16 protein-coding genes are annotated in these 16,393 nt (G+C 69.4%); 14 read left to right on the forward strand and 2 right to left on the reverse strand.

The genetic code is table 11. The features are described 5' to 3' along the window. Positions 1-62: 62 nt before the first annotated feature. Complete coding sequence (locus ACQ859_RS11560) at positions 63-755, reverse strand: SMI1/KNR4 family protein (RefSeq protein ID WP_431265901.1); 693 nt, start codon at positions 753-755, stop codon at positions 63-65. Between the two features lie 314 nt (positions 756-1,069). Between ACQ859_RS11560 and ACQ859_RS11565 the strand changes: the two genes are divergently transcribed. From ACQ859_RS11565 to ACQ859_RS11585, 5 genes are all read left to right on the forward strand, one after another. Beyond that, the gene (locus tag ACQ859_RS11565) at positions 1,070-1,582 is read left to right on the forward strand and encodes a sigma-70 family RNA polymerase sigma factor (protein WP_431265902.1); all 513 of its coding nucleotides are present in this window, start codon (positions 1,070-1,072) and stop codon (positions 1,580-1,582) included. A gap of 31 nt (positions 1,583-1,613) precedes the next feature. After that, complete coding sequence (locus tag ACQ859_RS11570) at positions 1,614-2,591, forward strand: FecR domain-containing protein (protein ID WP_431265903.1); 978 nt, start codon at positions 1,614-1,616, stop codon at positions 2,589-2,591. A 149-nt stretch (positions 2,592-2,740) separates the two neighbouring features. After that, positions 2,741-5,311 (forward strand): TonB-dependent siderophore receptor, encoded by a 2,571-nt coding sequence (locus ACQ859_RS11575; RefSeq protein WP_431265904.1) that lies wholly within the window; start codon positions 2,741-2,743, stop codon positions 5,309-5,311. Position 5,312: 1 nt separating this feature from the next. Beyond that, positions 5,313-6,017 carry a hypothetical protein gene (locus tag ACQ859_RS11580; RefSeq protein WP_431265905.1) on the forward strand — a complete coding sequence of 235 codons (705 nt, stop codon included), beginning with the start codon at positions 5,313-5,315 and terminating at the stop codon, positions 6,015-6,017. A 7-nt stretch (positions 6,018-6,024) separates the two neighbouring features. Further along, a complete protein-coding gene (locus ACQ859_RS11585) occupies positions 6,025-7,251 on the forward strand; it encodes a PepSY-associated TM helix domain-containing protein (protein ID WP_431265906.1) in 1,227 nt (408 codons plus the stop codon). Here the strand turns inward: ACQ859_RS11585 and ACQ859_RS11590 are convergent. Further along, positions 7,210-8,094 carry a LysR family transcriptional regulator gene (locus ACQ859_RS11590; protein ID WP_431265907.1) on the reverse strand — a complete coding sequence of 295 codons (885 nt, stop codon included), beginning with the start codon at positions 8,092-8,094 and terminating at the stop codon, positions 7,210-7,212. The genes ACQ859_RS11585 and ACQ859_RS11590 overlap by 42 nt on opposite strands. A 65-nt stretch (positions 8,095-8,159) precedes the next feature. On the opposite strand from ACQ859_RS11590, the gene ACQ859_RS11595 reads away from it, so the two are divergent. From ACQ859_RS11595 to ACQ859_RS11635, 9 genes are all read left to right on the forward strand, one after another. Next, positions 8,160-9,011, forward strand: a complete 852-nt coding sequence (locus ACQ859_RS11595) for a ketopantoate reductase family protein (RefSeq protein ID WP_431265908.1) — start codon at positions 8,160-8,162, stop codon at positions 9,009-9,011. A gap of 306 nt (positions 9,012-9,317) precedes the next feature. Beyond that, entirely contained in the window at positions 9,318-9,638 is a 321-nt protein-coding gene (locus ACQ859_RS11600) for a c-type cytochrome (protein WP_331617961.1), read from the forward strand. A 2-nt stretch (positions 9,639-9,640) separates the two neighbouring features. Further along, a complete protein-coding gene (locus ACQ859_RS11605; protein WP_431266516.1) occupies positions 9,641-10,114 on the forward strand; it encodes a (2Fe-2S)-binding protein in 474 nt (157 codons plus the stop codon). After that, a complete protein-coding gene (locus tag ACQ859_RS11610) occupies positions 10,111-12,378 on the forward strand; it encodes a molybdopterin cofactor-binding domain-containing protein (protein ID WP_431265909.1) in 2,268 nt (755 codons plus the stop codon). Before ACQ859_RS11605 ends, ACQ859_RS11610 begins: the two co-directional genes overlap by 4 nt. 128 nt (positions 12,379-12,506) lie before the next feature. Further along, positions 12,507-13,091, forward strand: coding sequence for a TetR/AcrR family transcriptional regulator (locus ACQ859_RS11615; RefSeq protein WP_431265910.1), 585 nt, complete (start codon positions 12,507-12,509; stop codon positions 13,089-13,091). Positions 13,092-13,233: 142 nt separating this feature from the next. Then, positions 13,234-13,983, forward strand: a complete 750-nt coding sequence (locus ACQ859_RS11620; protein ID WP_431265911.1) for an SDR family NAD(P)-dependent oxidoreductase — start codon at positions 13,234-13,236, stop codon at positions 13,981-13,983. A 205-nt stretch (positions 13,984-14,188) separates the two neighbouring features. After that, on the forward strand, positions 14,189-14,737 hold the full coding sequence (locus tag ACQ859_RS11625; RefSeq protein ID WP_431265912.1) for a nuclear transport factor 2 family protein: 549 nt from the start codon (positions 14,189-14,191) through the stop codon (positions 14,735-14,737). 63 nt (positions 14,738-14,800) lie between these two features. After that, positions 14,801-15,898 carry a threonine aldolase family protein gene (locus ACQ859_RS11630; protein WP_431265913.1) on the forward strand — a complete coding sequence of 366 codons (1,098 nt, stop codon included), beginning with the start codon at positions 14,801-14,803 and terminating at the stop codon, positions 15,896-15,898. Positions 15,899-15,996: 98 nt separating this feature from the next. Next, the gene (locus ACQ859_RS11635; RefSeq protein WP_431265914.1) at positions 15,997-16,239 is read left to right on the forward strand and encodes a hypothetical protein; all 243 of its coding nucleotides are present in this window, start codon (positions 15,997-15,999) and stop codon (positions 16,237-16,239) included. Positions 16,240-16,393 lie beyond the last annotated feature (154 nt).

Here is a 16,393-nt window from a genome sequence, read left to right on the forward strand (position 1 = left end):
CAGGTAGCTCTTGGCAAGCAGCCCTGCGAGATACTCCTTCGCCGTCTGTGCGTCTTCGCTGCTCAGCCAGCCGCCGAGCAGCGTAGCTTCCGTCCCTCCGCGCGTGTAGCCGAACCAGGAGGGCCCCTTTGCAGGTCGCCAGCGATGACTTCGTCCAGCCAGCGCTCGTACCAAGCGAGGAAGTCGGGCTCAAACGCAAAGACCGGTGGCCCACTACGCTCCATGTCGAAGTTGACGACGCGGCCCCTATACGGGCCATTCAGAACCACACCGTGATACATGGAGCAGCCCTGCGAGCCGATGGGAAGCAGTCCGCCGAACAGTGTGTCCACGGCTTGGTCATATGCTTCGTCATCAAGCTTGCCGTCCAGGCCCACATGAGCGACGAGTGCATCCCAATCGGCTGGTGACATGCCGGGTGACAGGACACAGGGCTTGGCCACTGCCTTGGCCAACGAATCGCCCTGCATGGCTCCCATGCTGTTGCCGATCCCATAGACGCCGTAGAACGGGCCTGCCCCCGAACTGTTGGATCCGTTTCCGCCGTTTCCCACGTCGAGAAGAAACTGGCGATATGCCGTCGGCAACGTGATGGCCAGGCGTGCCTCGAAGTCGTTCAAGGCCTGCGGCTTGGCCGGCGCATGCAAAGCATAGCCATGGGTATTGGAGCCAAACACCTCGAGCTTGGGATCGGCGGCCTTGGCCTGAGCAAGCTTGGCAAGAATGCGGCGTGTCTGTTGGGTGGTGTCGTTCATGTTGGGCTCTCCGTGCGGTGGGGCGGCAGGCGTCGAATGAGCTTGCTATCCATGTCGAGTCCCATGAATCCAGTCTACTTGCGCTCGCTCCAAGTCGACGCCTGAGCTCCTGACCTGGAACGCGCGCGGCGCCACCTCGGCAACGCCTGACCCTGCACCACCGCCTTGCGCGCACCAATCGCCCTCAAAGTCTCCCGCACATTTGCCGTTGATAATGGTTCGCATTTATCATCTGCCCTTCGCGTTTTTGCGCCTCTGGCCACGCCGGCAAGCCTTGCCGTCCTGGCCGACGTCTCCGCCTCCCGTCCCGGTCCATGTCCGCTACGTCCGCGCCGTCCGTGTCGCCGCAGCTGGTGGGCTCGCTGTATGTCGAGCATCACCGCTGGTTGCAGTCCCTGCTGCGCAAGCAGCTGGGCTGCGCCGTCGACGCCGCGGACCTGGCGCAGGACACCTTCGAGCGCCTGCTGACCCGCCGGGAGCCCGGCACCTGGCGGGAGCCGCGGGCCTTCCTCACGACCATCGCCCGCGGCCTCGTCGTCGATCTCTATCGACGCCGCGACCTGGAGCGCGCGCTGCTCGAGGCGATGGCCGCACGCCCCGATGCCTGGGCGATGAGCCCCGAGGAGCGCACGGTCCTGCTGGAGACCCTGCAGGCGATCGACGACATGCTCGACGGACTGACCAAGCCGGTGCGCGAAGCCTTCCTGCTGTCGCAGCTCGACGGCCTGACCTACCGCGAGATCGCGCAGTCGCTCGGCGTCAGCGAGCGCACGATCGCAAGCTACATGGCGACCGCGATGTCCCGTTGCATCGAGCTCGCGTCGTGACACGACGCATGCGCGCGCGAGGGGCGCGGCCGTGAGTGACACGGACGCACGCACCCGCGCCGTCGAGTGGTTCGTGCTGCTGGCCTCCGGCAACGCGACGCCGCAGGAGCGGCGCGACTGGGCCGCGTGGCATGCCGCCGATCCCGCGCATCAAGTCGAATGGGACCGCGTCGAGCGCGTGCAGCGGATGATGTCCGGCGTGCCTGCGGACCTCGCGTCGCCAGCCCTGCGCCGCCCCGCGCCCCGGCGTCGGCAACTGCTGAAGTCGGTCGCGGCCGCCGGCACGGCGGGCGTGCTGGGTTACGGCCTCTGGCAGGGCACCGAGGGATCCCTCACCGCCGCCTGGTTCGCGGACCATCGCACCGCCACCGGCGAGCAGCACCGACTGGCCCTCTCCGACGGCAGCGTCGTCGTGATGAACACCGCCACCGCGCTGGACGTCCGCTTCGACCGGCAGTGGCGCGCGCTGCGTCTGCACGAGGGCGAGGTGTTCATCGAGACCGCCAGCGCACTGGGCGCGGACGTCGGCGGCAACGGAGCGCGGGATCCGCGCCCGCTCGTCGTGGAGACACGGTTCGGTCGCGTGCGCGCGCTCGGCACGCGCTTCCTGCTGCGCCTCGAGGACCAGCACCTGAACGTCGCCGTCATGGACAGCGCCGTGGAGATCCGCGGCTCGAATGGCGCCGTGCGGCGATTGGACGCGGGGCAGCAGGTCGGCGTCGACGACGTGGGCATCGGTCGCGTCGAGCCGATCGCGGCCGACCTGTCGGCCTGGACCGGCGGCAGCCTCATCGTCGACAACGCGCGTCTGGGCGACGTGATCGTCGAGCTCGATCGTTATCGCCGCGGTCGTCTCGGCTGCGATCCCCGCGTGTCGGAGCTGCGCGTGTCCGGCGCGTTCCCGGTCCTGGATGTCGATCGCGCACTCGCCGCGCTGGAAGCGACGCTGCCGGTCCGCGTGGATCGCGCGAACGCGTATTGGGCGACCGTGCGTCCGCGCGGCGCCTAGCGTTCACGACGCTCATGGCGTACGTGGCGCGCATAGCGCACACATCAACGCCCACGCGCTTCATGTTTTTCCGACTCGTCCGGCAACAGGGAAGAGCGCTTCGAGAACCTTCGCATGCGCTGCATCCATTCCCTGGAAAGACCGCCTCCATGACGTCCCGTTCGACTCCTCGTCCGCTGCCTGCTTCCGAGCTTCGTGGCCACCGCCTCACGCCCGTCGGTCTGGCGGCCTCCCTGCTGCTGTGCGCAGGGACGGCGATGCCGTGGGTCGCGAATGCGCAGTCCACGCAGTCCGCGCAGGTGACGCCACCCGCCGCGGCCACGCCCGCCGGTGAGCGCGAGTACAGGATCGAACCCGGCGCGCTGTCGACCACGCTCGGCCGCTTCGCCGCCGCCAGCGGCGTGACGCTGGCTTTCGATCCGGCGCTGACGAAGGACATCGCCTCGCGCGGCCTGCAAGGCCGCCACACGGTGAACGCCGGGTTCGCCGCGCTGCTGAGCGGCACCGGTCTGCAGGCCGTGCCGAGCGCGCCCGGCGTCTACACGCTGCGCAAGGAGGCGACGACAAGCGCCGCGACCGAGGCGACGGCGGCCGGCGCCACGATCGCCGCGACGGCGCCCGAAGCGGACATCACGCTGCCGCAGGTGCGAGTCGTCGCGCGCGCCGCGCCGGCGCCGGAGGAGGCCGACCGCCGCTACCAGCCGACGCCCGACGCCTCGACGCTGCGCACGACCGACTCGATGCTGGACATCCCGCAGGTCGTCAACGTGGTCTCCGCGCAGGTGATCCGCGACCAGCGTCCGCGCTACCTCGACGACGCGCTCTACAACGTCAGCGGCATCACGCAGGGCAACACGCTCGCGAGCACGCAGGACACGATCATGAAGCGCGGTTTCGGCGGCAACCGCGACGGCTCGGTGATGCACAACGGCATGCCGCTGGTGCAGGGCCGCGGCATGAACGCCGCCGCCGAGAGCGTCGAGGTGCTGAAGGGCCCGTCCTCGCTGCTGTACGGGATCATGGACCCGGGCGGCGTGATCAACGTCGTCAGCAAGAAGCCGCGGCTGAACGCGCGCACCAGCGTGTCCATCCTGGGCTCCGGCTACGCGGGCGGCCGCACCGGCGTCGGCGGCACGCTCGACACCACCGGCCCCATCGGTACTCCCGATCCCGCCGACAAGACGGGTCTGGCCTACCGCCTCGTCGTCGACCAGGTCAACGAGGACTACTGGCGCAATTCCGGCACCCACCGCGAGACGCTGATCGCGCCTTCGGTGGCCTGGTACGGGCGCGACACGCAGGCGGTGCTCTGGTACGAGTACCGCAACTACCTGACGCCTTTCGACCGCGGCACGACCTTCGATCCGGCGACGAAGCAGCCGCTGCCCGTCCCCAAGACGCAGCGCCTGGACGAGCCCTTCAACCAGATGGACGGCGAGACGCACCTCGCGCAGCTGTCGGTGGACCACAAGCTCGGCGGCAGCTGGGCGGCGCATGTGAACGCGAGCTACAACCGCGAGACCTACGACGCGAACCAGCTGCGCGTGAACGGCGTCAACACCAAGACCGGCACGCTGACACGCAGCAATGACGCCACCCACGGCGCGCTCAGCACCGACAGCTACGGCACCGCCTATGTCGACGGCAAGTTCTCGACCGGCGGCATCACGCACGAGGTGCAGGTCGGCGCCGACGCCGAGTACCGCCTGATCTACCGCCGCGACCTGCTGCGCCAGGCGACGAAGACGGTCTTCAGCTATGTGAACCCCGTCTACGGCACGGAGCAGCCGTCGCAGACCGTCTCCGCCACCGACAGCGACCAGACCGACAAGCTGCACAACCAGTCGGTGTTCCTGCAGGACGCGCTGCGGCTGGGCGAGCGCTGGACCGTCGTCGGCGGCCTGCGCTACCAGCACTGGACGCAGGAGGCCGGTCGCGGCCGTCCGTTCAAGGCCAACACCGACACCAGCGGCGACAAGTGGCTGCCGCGCGTCGGCCTCGTCTACAACCTGACCGACACGGTCTCGCTGTACAGCAACTACTCGACCTCGCTGAAGCCGCAATCGACGATCGCGCCGCTGTCGTCGGGCGTCGTGATCGACTCGACCGTGAATCCGGAAGAGGGCAAGTCCTGGGAGGCCGGCGTGAAGCTCGACCTGCCGGGCCGCGTCACCAGCACGCTGGCTGTCTACGAGATCAGGAAGCGCAACGTGCTGGTCTCGCAGTTCAACGACGTCACCAAGGTCACCGACTGGCGCACCAACGGCGCGGCGCGCTCGCGCGGCGTCGAGTTCGACATCGCCGGCGAGTTCGCCCGGCACTGGCAGGGCATCGCCGCGCTGTCCTACACCGACGCGAAGACGACCGAGGACCCGCAGTTCGCCGGCCTGTGGCTGTGGAACGTGGCGCGCGCGACCGGCTCGCTGTCGGTCGTCCACGAGGTCGGCCAGATCGGCCCCGGCACGCTGCGACTGGGCGGCGGCGCGCGCTACATCGGCCGCCGCCCCGGTGATTCCGCCAACAGCTTCGTGCTGCCGGCCTACAGCGTCGCGGATGCGTTCGCGACCTACGAGACGAAGGCCGGCGGTCGTCCGCTGAAGCTGCAGCTCAACGTGAAGAACCTGTTCGACCGCACCTACTACTCGTCCAGCGTCAACACCTATGCCGTGTCCATGGGCGACGCGCGCCAGGTGCTGCTGTCGGCGACGATGGAGTTCTGAGATGAGTGCGCGCCGAACCTTCCTGCGAAGCGCCGCGATGCTCGTGGCCATCGGGATCTGCGCCACGTCGCCCGCCTTCGCGGCGGGCCAGCGCGTCGTGCTCGTCGTGCAGAAGAGTGGCCCCCACCGCGCGGTCGACGACGCAGTGGCCAAACGTCTGGGTGAGCGTGGCTTTGCCGTGCAGATCGAGGATCAGAAGGCGTCGCCCACTATCGCTGCGGACGCGGCGCTGGTGGTGCTGTCGTCGACCGTCTCGAGCAAAGACGTCGACCCCGGCTGGCGCCAGGTGCGCGTGCCCTTGCTGACCTGGGAGAACGACTTCCTCGACGACCTCGCCATGACGGGCAAGAAGCACGACGTGGACTTCGGTGCGGAGACGAAGGAGCGTTACCTCTGGATCGTCAACGCGCCGCATCCGATGGCGGGCGGACTGCCCGCGGGCCTGGCCAACGTCTACGTGAAGCAGGCCGGCATGGGCTGGGGCCGGCCGGGCCCCGGCGCGACGACGATCGCGACGATCTACGGCGAACCGGGCAAGGCGGCGCTCTTCGGCTACGAGAAGGGCGCGACGATGGATTACGAGTCCCTCGCGCCGGCACGCCGCGTCATGGTGTTCCTCGACAACGACACCTTCACCAACCTCTCGCCGAGCGGCCTCGCGCTGTTCGATGCCGCCGTGGATTGGGCGGCGGGACGACAACCCTAGGAAGGCGATGACCGCGCGCAAGTTCTGGACCCAGCTGCATTGGCTGCTAGGCATCACGGCAGGGACGATCCTGCTGCTCATCGGACTGACGGGCGCGACGCTCGCCTTCCGCCAGGAGATCACCGAGCTCATCAATCCCGGCGTGCTGAGGATAGCGGCGCCGTCGTACCGCCCCGCGACACCGGATGTGCTGCTCCAGGGCTTCGCCGCTGCCGAGCCCGAGCGGCGCGTCGCGACCCTCACGCTCTACGCGGAACCCGGGCGGACGCCGAAGGCGATCCTGGAACCCGCGCCGGGAGAACGGCGCGGCGACGTGCTCTACCTGAACCCGGTCACCGGCGCGCCGCTGCCGGACGTGACGGGCGCGGCGTTCTTCGAGGTGGCGGAATCGCTGCACCGCTGGCTGCTGCTGCCGCGCGAGCCGGGTCGGGTCGTCACCGGCGTGCTGGCGATCGGGCTGCTGGTGCTCGCGCTGTCCGGGCTGTATCTGCGTTGGCCGCGGGACTGGAAGAGCGTGGCGGACTGGTGGCGCATCGACCGCAAGACGCGGGGGCGCACCTTGCTGCGGCGCCTGCATCTGGTCGTCGGCACGGCCTGCCTCGTGGCCTACGTGCCGGTGACGCTGACGGGGGTCTTCTGGGCCTTCGACGGCGTGCGGGATCCGGTGAGCGCGTGGCTCGGCGAGCCGCGGCCGCCGCGCGCGCCCGCCAAGCCGATGGCCGGGAAGAACGACGAAGCGAAGGCGGAGAAGACGGGGGAAAGGTCGGCGGAAAAGAAGGCCGACCGGCACGTCGCGATCGACACCGCGTGGCAAGCCTTCGAGCGCGCGGCGGTGCCGGGCGGCTGGAGCGAAGTCATCGTCCGCGTTCCGACAGGCGCGAAGGCACCGATCCTCTTCACCTGGCTGGACACCTCGCCCGCCCATGAACGCGCGCGCAACCGCACGACGATCAAGGCGGACAGCGGCGAGGTCGTCAAGGACGAGCGCTACGGCGCGAAGGCCATTGGCGGGCGCGCGCTGGCGGCGATCTACCCGCTGCACATGGGCACGCTGTTCGGACTGCCCGGGCGCATCGCGATGTGCACCGCGGCGCTGATGCTGCCGGCGTTCACGATCACCGGCTGGTGGCTGTACCTGGGTCGCAAGCGGCTCGAACGCGAGGCGGCGATGAAGCGGCTCAGGAAGGCGTCGTCAGCCAGCCTTGCGCAGTCCGCCGGCGGCGCGCAGGCTTGACTCGATCGCGGCGACCGCCGCGCGAAGATCCGGCGAGCGCCTGAGATCGCGGTGATAGACGAGGTAGAGCGGCTGGGACGGTCCCACCGTCTCCGTCTCGATCCGCACCAGGTCGTCGTGCCTCGAGTCGGCCTCCAGCAAGGCCGCCAGTCCCATGCCTTGTCGCGTGGCCTCGACGATCGCCTCGATCGCGCTGGACGTGAATGCATATCGCCGGGCGCCGAGCGACGCCATCCAGCGCTCATGCGGCAGATGTTTCCACTGCGTGCCGAGCCCGATGAACAGATGGTCCGCGGCGGCGTCGCGCGTGAGCCGCCGATCGGGCAGGCGCAGCCGCGCGTAGTCGGCGGAGGCGAAGAGCGCGAAGCGGAAGGTCCCCAGGGACTTCTCGACCAGCACGTTCGAGGTGGAGCGCACGAGCCTGACGGCGATGTCCGCTTCCCGCTTGGCCACGTCGGCCATCCGGTTCTCGCCGACCAGCTCGATGTCCAGGTGAGGGCGGTCGCGCAGCAGCGCGATCAGCGGTCCCGCCAACGGCGCCGCCATGCCGGTGGGCACGGAGATCCGCAGCTTGCGGATGACGGGCGACGCGTCTCGCCCCAAGGCCTGCAGCTCATGCGCGAACCCTTCGACGAGCTGGATCAGCCGCAGCGCCTCGGCGGTGAGCGTGGTGCCGACCTGGGACCGGAGCACGAGCGTCGCGCCCAGCGCCGCTTCGAGCGCGGCGATGCGCCGCCCGGTCGTCGACGTCGACAGGCCCAGTTGACGGCCAGCCTGGAGCAGGCTGCCGCCGCGGTGAACGGCGAGCAGGACGCGGAGATCGTCCCAGGAGAGGTTGTCCATGGATGGAAAGCAGTTTAGCGGTGGTGCCCGTTCCCGGGTAGCCACGCGCTCCCTACGATCGCGGCATGAAGATCCTGATCCTGGGTGCCGGACGCATCGGCAGCACGCTCGCATTCCATTTCTCGAAGGCCGGTCATGAGGTCACCGTCGTCGCTCGCGGCGATCGCTTGAGGGCGCTGCAGCGCGACGGCGCGGTGCGGACCGTCGACGACCGGGCCGCGCCCGTGACGGCGGTGGCCGCGCTGGAACCCGGCCTGGCCGTGGACCTCGTCATCGTGACGGTGCCGGAGTACCAGTTCGCGCCGCTGCTGCCCGCCCTGGCGGCCAGCGCCGCCCGCACCGTCCTGCTGATGTTCAACAGCTTCGTGGATCCGGCGGTCTATCGCGAGGCGCTCGGCGGCGAACGCGTGGCGCTGGGCTTCCCCAACATGCTGGCCTTCCTCGAGGACCAGCGTGTGCGCTTCAACGTGGACGGCCCCGGGATGATCGTCACGGTCTCGCGGCCCGACCTGAGGACGCTGTTCGCCGAGGCCGGATTGCGCTGCAAGGTCGAGCTCGACATGCCGGCCTTCCTGCGCAGCCACGCGGCCATGGTGGTGCCGCTGTTCGTCGCCGGACTGTGGACCTGCGAACGGCCGTCCGCGCTGACCTGGGCGGAGTCCCGCCGGCTTGCCGCAGCCTGGACCGAGGGCTTCGCGCTGGTCCGGCGCCTCGGGCATCCGCTGCGTCCTGGCGTCGTCGCTGCGCTGGGCGGATTCCCCCGATGGCTGGCGGTCCTGGGGATGTGGGCCTTCAGCCGGTCCGCCAGCGTTCGGGACGTGGGCAAGTTCGGTCCGGAGGAAACGCGCTGGCTGATCGATCGGATGGTCGAGGCGAAGGGCGGGCCGATGCCGCATCTGCTGGCCATCCGGCCCTGAGCGCCGATCGCCTGCCGGGTGTCTCCGGCAGGCCGTGACCGGCGCCCGATGCCCGGCGGCGTCGCGCGGCCGATTGGCAAGGATCGTTTGTCAATCCTTCAAGGTCCCGCGGACTATCCGCTGTCCGATTCCTCTCCTAGAGTGCACCGCGGCGGCGACAGGCCATGCCGCGCGTGGTGGGCCCTGCGGTGCGGGGCGCCCGCCGCCCAAAGCAGGCTTTCGCGCATTGTGGGCGGCCCGTGCCGCGCCTAGAGTGCCTCCACGGCGCGAACGCCGCCTCGAAAAGCCACTCCGGAGAAGCCATTCATGAGGAAGCTGTCTGCACTCGCGTGCTGCGCGTTGCTGGTCGCCGTGCCGGGTCTTGCCCTGGCCAATCCCGCGCTTGCGCAGAAGAAGAACTGCATGGCCTGCCACGCCGTCGACAAGCGGCTCGTGGGTCCTTCGTTCAAGGACATCGGGTCCAAGTACGCCAAGCAGGACGGCGCCGCCGCGGACCTCGCCACGCGCATCGTCAAGGGCAGCTCGGGCCGCTGGGGTCCCGTGCCCATGCCCGCCAATCCGCAGGTGAGCGCCGAAGACGCACAAGCGCTCTCCACCTGGATCCTGGAACAGGGAGGCAAGCCATGACCATGACCGAGTTGAACGTCAACGACCGGCAACTGCGCGCGGACGTCGACGGCGACACGCCGCTGCTGTGGGTGCTGCGCGAAGAGCTGCAGCTCACCGGCACGAAGTACGGCTGCGGTGTCGCGCAGTGCGGCGCCTGCACGGTGCACCTGGACGGCGCGGCGCTGCGCTCGTGCGTGATGCCGGCCAGCGCGGTACCGGCCACCGCGAAGATCGTGACGATCGAGGGACTGGGGCAGACACGGCTCAAGGTCGTGCAGGAGGCCTGGGCCGAACTCGATGTCGCGCAATGCGGCTACTGTCAGCCCGGGATGATCATGGCCGCCGCCGCCCTGATCGCCCAGACGCCCGATCCCAGCGATGAGGACATCCGCACGGGCATCACCAACATCTGCCGCTGCGGAACCTACCCGCGGGTGCTGGCCGCGACGAAGCTGGCCGCCCAACGCCTGCGCGGTGCGGGAGCACAGCGATGAGTGCCGCCACCAAGAGTGCCGCCACCAAGAGTGCCGCAGACACGGGCGCTGCCGCGATGGGTGCTGCCGCGACGGGCGCGACACGACGCCATTTCCTGAAGGCGACGGGCCTCGCGGCGGGTGGCTTCGCCCTCGAGTTCACCTTGCCCGTGACCGGCGCGGTGGCGCAAGCGCAGCCGCCGGCGCAGGCAGCGTCGCCGGGCGCGGCCCCGGCCGGCGAAGTGACGGCCTGGCTGCTGATCCATCCCGATGAGTCCGTCGTCATCCGCATCGCCCGCGCGGAGATGGGGCAGGGCACCTTGACCGGGCTGGCGCAGCTGGTGGCCGAGGAGCTCGAGTGCGACTGGTCCAACGTCCGCTTCGAGCTGGTGAAGCCGGGTGCCAATCGCGCCCGGGCCCGCGTGTGGCGCGACATGGGCACGGGCGGCTCGCGCGGCATCCGCGGCTCGCAGGACTACGTGCGCAAGGCCGGCGCGGCCGCGCGCTCGATGCTGGTCAGCGCGGCCGCCCAGCAGTGGGCCGTCCCGGTCACTGAATGCAGCGTGGACAGCGGCACCATTCGCCATGCGGCCTCCAAGCGCCAGACCACCTTCGGCGCCGTCGCCGCGGCTGCCAACAAGCTGCCGATTCCGGAGGACGTCGCCCTCAAGGACCCGTCGCAGTGGCGCATCGCCGGCAAACCGCTGAAGCGGCTCGACACCGCCGACAAGCTCAACGGCTCGCTGGTCTACGGCATGGACCTGCACCTGCCCGGGATGATCGTCGCGCTGCCCAAGGCCTGCCCGGTCCACGGCGGCACGCTGGTGAGCTTCGACAAGCAGGCCGTGCTCAAGATGCCGGGCGTGCGTGATGTGATCAAGGTCGATGAGGCGACCGTCGCCGTGCTGGCCGATCGCTTCTGGCAGGCCAAGCGCGCGCTCGACGCCTTGCCCATCGTCTGGGACAAGGGACCGAATGCGTCGGTCAGCAGCGCGTCCATCGCCGCGCTGATCAGCGAGGGCCTGCAGGGCGACACGCCTTTCGTCGGCAATCGCCAGGGCGATGCGAAGGCGCAGTTGCAGGGCGCTTCCCGCTTGATCGAGGCCGACTACGGCACGCCGTTCCAGAACCACGCGCCGATGGAGCCCTTGTCCGCGACCGTGCAATGGACCGCCCAGCGCTGCGACGTCTGGGCGCCGACGCAGCTCGCGGAAGCGGCGCTCGCGACGGTCGCCGACGCCGCGGGACTCGACATCACCGCCTGCGAAGTCCACCCGATGCGCATCGGCGGCAGCTTCGGGCGCCGCCTCGCGACGGACTACCTCGCGATGGCGGTGCGCATCGCCAGGCAACGGCCGGGCGTGCCGGTCAAGATGATGTGGACGCGCGAGGAGGACATGCGCCAGGGCCGCTTCCACCCCGTCACGCAGTGCCGCCTGCGCGCGACGCTCGATGCCCAGGGCCGCATCGGCGCGCTGCACATGCGCATCGCGGGTCAGTCGATCACCTCCTTCGTCAACCCGAAGGCGATCACCGCCAACGGCGATGCGACCGTGTTCCAGGGGCTGCTGGCGGACTCGCCGGAAGGGCACTTCGGCTACGAGGTGCCGCATCTGCTGATCGACCATGCGATGCGCAACCCGCATGTGCGGCCGGGCTACTGGCGCGGCGTGAACACCAACCAGAACGCGATCTATAGCGAGTGCTTCATCGACGAGCTCGCGCATGCCGCCGGCAAGGACCCCTTCGAGTTCCGCAAGTTGCACATGGCCAAGCGGCCCAAGCACCTCGCGGTGCTGCAGGCCGTGGCTGATCGCGCGGGATGGACGAAGCCCGCGGCGAAGGGCGTGTTCCGCGGCATCGCCCAATACATGGGCTTCGGCAGCTACACGGCGGCCGTCGCCGAGGTGTCCGTCAAGGACGGGCAACTGCGCGTGCTGCGCATCGTCGCGGCGACCGACCCCGGCCACGTCGTCAATCCGCAGCAGGTGGAAGCGCAGGTGGCGGGCTCCTTCGTGTACGGGCTGGGCGCCGCACTCTTCGGCGGCAACACGGTGAAGGACGGCGCCATCGCCGAGACCAACTTCGACACCTACGGCGTCATGCGCCTGTACGACATGCCCGCGGTGGAAGTGATCGTCATGCCGTCGGGCGGCTTCTGGGGCGGCGTCGGCGAACCCACGATCGCGGTGGCCGCACCGGCGGTGCTGAACGCGGTGTTCGCGGCCACCGGCAAGCGGATCCGGCAATTGCCGCTGAAGGACACGGACCTGTCGAAGGCGTGAGGGGCGGGGCCGGGACGGTTCCTTCGTCATCCTCTACGGAGGACGTTCGCGGAGGCGCCGCGTGGCAGAGACCGGACGGAAAATGCGGACATTGACCGATCGGTCCAATACGCCGTAGGATCCGTCCCATGCCACGCGAACGCCGCTTTTCCGAGCCCGAAGTCCTGGAGCGTCTGACCGACGTCTTCGCCACGCACGGCTATGCGAGCACGAGTCTGGCGCTGCTGCAGGAGGCGACCGGCCTGGGCAAGCAGAGCCTGTACAACACCTTCGGCGACAAGCAGGCCATGTACCTGCAGGCGATCGACTGCGCGGCGCAGCGCGCCGCCCACACCGTTGCCGCCGTGCAGGCGGCGGAGACAGGGCGGGCGGCCATCGAGGTGTACTACGACGCGATGGTGTTGAGCTGCAGCAGCGAGAACCCCGTCGACAGGCATTGCATCGTCACCAGCGGCCTGCTGGAAGGGCTGTCGGACGCGCCGCTCGCCTGGGAGCTGACGAGCCGCTGGCAGGCTACGCATGAGTTGCTGCGAAGCGCGGTCGAACGCGGGCAGCGCGACGGATCCATCGTCAGCCCGACGCCCTCGGCGGAACTCGCCGATCTGCTGATCGCGCTGACCGGCGGGCTCCGTGTTTCTGCGCAGGCGGGGCGCAGCCGGGAGCAGATGCAGCGCTCCGTGGCACTCGCGCTGTCGGTGCTCGACATGAGCTGACCGTCCCCTCGCCCTCGATCTTCCCGATGTCGTGCTGATGCCTCCTCCGAGGCACAGCGGAGCCGTTCCTGATTTCCCCACCGGCCGCACGAGCGGCCTTTCTTTCCCCTATTTTGACCGATTGGTCTATTTGGAGCTGATGATGAGCAAATCCCTGGTTGGAAAAATCGCCCTGGTCACCGGCGCGTCGCGCGGCATCGGCGCCGCCATCGCGCAGCGTCTCGCCGCCGACGGCGCGGAGGTGGTGCTGCACTATGGCAGCGGCCGCGACGAGGTGGAAGCGGTGGCCGCGGCCGTGCGTGCCGCTGGCGGCACCGCGCATGTGGTGCAGTCGGACCTGTCCGCCATCGACGGCGGACAGCAGCTGGTCGCACGCGTGACGGCGCTGGGACTGCCGCGCATCGACATCCTGGTCAACAACGCCGGCATCGCCGTCTTCGCCGGGCTGGTCGACACCAGCGTCGAGGACTTCGAGCGCCTGGTCAGCGTCAACATGCGCAGCCTGTTCCAGGTCACGAAGGGCGTGGTGCCGGTCATGCCCGACGGCGGCCGCGTCATCAACATCGGCACGGCGGCGACGCGCATCGCCTTCCCGGGCATCACGGCCTACTCGGCGACCAAGGGCTTCGTGGACGCGTTGAGCCTGCAACTCGCGGCTGAACTCGGCCCGCGCAACATCACGGTCAACGTCGTCGCGCCCGGCGCCATCGAGACCCGCATGGGCGCCTGGATCAACGAGCCGGGCGGCAAGGAGACGCTGGCGCAGGTGCAGGCGTTGCCGGGCGTGGGCAAGCCGGCTTTCATCGCCGGTGTGGTCGCTTTCCTGGCAGGTCCGGACGGTGCCTGGACCACCGGGCAGATCCTGGACGCGAGCGGCGGCACGAAGCTGTGAGCGACGCGGCGCGCGATGCGGCGCGCCGCGTGTCGGGAAGGGCGGGCGAGGCGCGGAGACCGTGCCTCGTTGCGCCGCGCGCATGGCTGCTTTGCGGTGGGCTGTCTTGTCCGGGGGCGACCGGGTCATGACACTGGCAGCGTGCCGTTTCCAGGGAGCCGATGGGACTCATGGCGACGGCGCCCTCGCCACCACTGGAAGACCCATGCCCGGATTGAACAAGCCCTGGGGCTCGCTGTGCCTGATCGCCGCGTGCCTTGCATCGACCAGCCTGCCGGTCGCGGTCCGCGCCGCGCCGGCCGACAGGACCGCCGTGGCGTCGACACAGCCCTTCAAGGACGCCACCGTGAACGCCCCTTCGCCCGAAGACCAGACCCTCATCCATCAACTGCTCGCGCAGTACACCAGCAGCGTGAACGAGGGCGATGCCAAGCGGTTCGAGTCGCTGCTGCTGGACCTGAACATCCCGTTCTCCGGCGTCTCGAAGGACTTCGGCGCGTCCGCCGGCTTGGCGAGCGTGCAGAACTATCAAGGCTTCAAGCAGGCCCTCTTCGGTTCTGCGAACCGCTACAAGCAGCGGCACTCCAACATCAAGATCGAACAGGTCGGCCTGCTGGCGCAGGTCTCGCTCGACTACGAGACCGCCCTGCAGCAGGAGCCGTACAGCGGCAAGGGCTGGAAGGTGCTCCACCTGCTGAAGGTGGGCGGTCAGTGGAAGATCGCCAGCGAGTTCTACGTCGGGTATCCGAAGTGACACTGCCGGACCCGGTGCCGCCCGTGTTGCAATCGCTCTCCGATGACCGCGAGCGAGCCAGCGATGACGCCCTCTGAGACCCAAGCCCTGAAGCAGCGCTGCACCCGCTGGGTGTCAGGCTTTGCGCCCCGGTCCTTCGCCGAGGACCTGGAGACCGTCGCCGCCTGGGCGAGGGCCAACGAGGTGTCCGCCGACGTCTATGGCGAAGGCGGTGCCGTCGAGCTGCTGGAGCAGCGCGTCGCCGGGCTCCTGGGAAAACCGGCGGCCGTCTTCATGCCCAGCGGCGTGATGGCACAGCTGATCGCCTTGCGCCTGCATGCGGACGAGAAGCATCTGCCGCGTTTCGGCATGCATGCGACCTGCCATCTGGCGACGGAGGAGGAGCAGGCCTTCTCGCACGTGATGAACCTGCACGCGACGGTCCTCGGACAGCCGCATCGGACGTTGACCCGGGGTGATCTGGCGCAGCCTGCGGAAGCCTTGGCCGCCGTGGTGCTTGAGCTTCCCGCCCGCGTGATCGGCGGCCAGTCGCCCCCCTGGGACGAACTGGCGGCGATCAAGGACTGGGCGGCCGCCAGCGGCACGCGACTTCACCTCGACGGCGCGCGTCTGTGGGAAGCCGCCGCCTGGTACGGCAAGAGCTACGCCGAGATCGTGGCCGGCGTCGACACCGTCTACGTCTCGACCTACAAGGGGCTCGGCGGATTCTCCGGCGCGCTGCTCGCGGGCGAGTCGCGCGCCATGGCCGAGGCGCGCGTGTGGCGGCGGCGCATGGGCGGGACGATCTATCAGCTGGCGCCGCTCGCGGCGTCCGCGGCCTGCCGCCTGGACGAACGCCTGGCGTTGATGCCAACACTCTTCGAACGCACGGTCCGGGTGGTCGAGGCCCTGGGCAAGGTGGCAGGCCTCCGGATCAATCCCGCCGCGCCGCATGCCAACATGTTCCACGTTCACATGGACGGCGATGTGCAGCGCCTGGTGGCGGCCCGGAACGCGATCGCCGACAGCGACGGTCTCTGGCTGTTCAACGCGGCGCGCGAGACGGGCTCTCCGGGCCGGGCCGTGTCGGAGATCTACGTCGGCGACAACCTGCTCGCCCTGAGCGACGACGTGGTCACCGACGCATTCCAGCGATTGATCGCGCGCTCGAACGGCGTCTGAGCTTCCCCGCCAAACGCATCGGATAGGGCGGATCGCCTGGGCCGGATCGGAAGGACGTGCGGGAAGGGCATGTCGGACCGCGTAGCATCACGGTCTCCATGAAACGCACTCTTTTCGGCCTCGCGCTCTCCGCGCTGGTCACACTCTTCTTCATCTGGCTCATCACGTTCGGCTTCGGGCAACTGATGGGCGCCCTGCGTGGGCTGACGCGTCCCGGTGGCCAGGGCGGCAGCGCCGTCTCCATGCTCGTCGTCGGCCTGGCGGTTTTCGTGCCGCTGCTCATCTACCGCGTGCGCAAGGCGCGGCGGAAGCAGCGCAAGGGTCGCGACGGCACCGCGTGAGCACCCGTGATCGCTCGTAATCGCTCGTGTTTGCTCGTGATGGGGCGTCACGTGTCTGTCCGCACCGGTGTGCCTTGCATGCCTTGCTTCCCTTGGGTGTCGTGAACGGTTTGTTCACAGCTGGCCCGCGCCGTCAACGTGACGGACGAAAGGC

It is taken from the genome of Roseateles chitinivorans (assembly GCF_050632235.1).
GTDB classification, from domain to species: Bacteria; Pseudomonadota; Gammaproteobacteria; order Burkholderiales; family Burkholderiaceae_C; genus Roseateles; species Roseateles chitinivorans_A.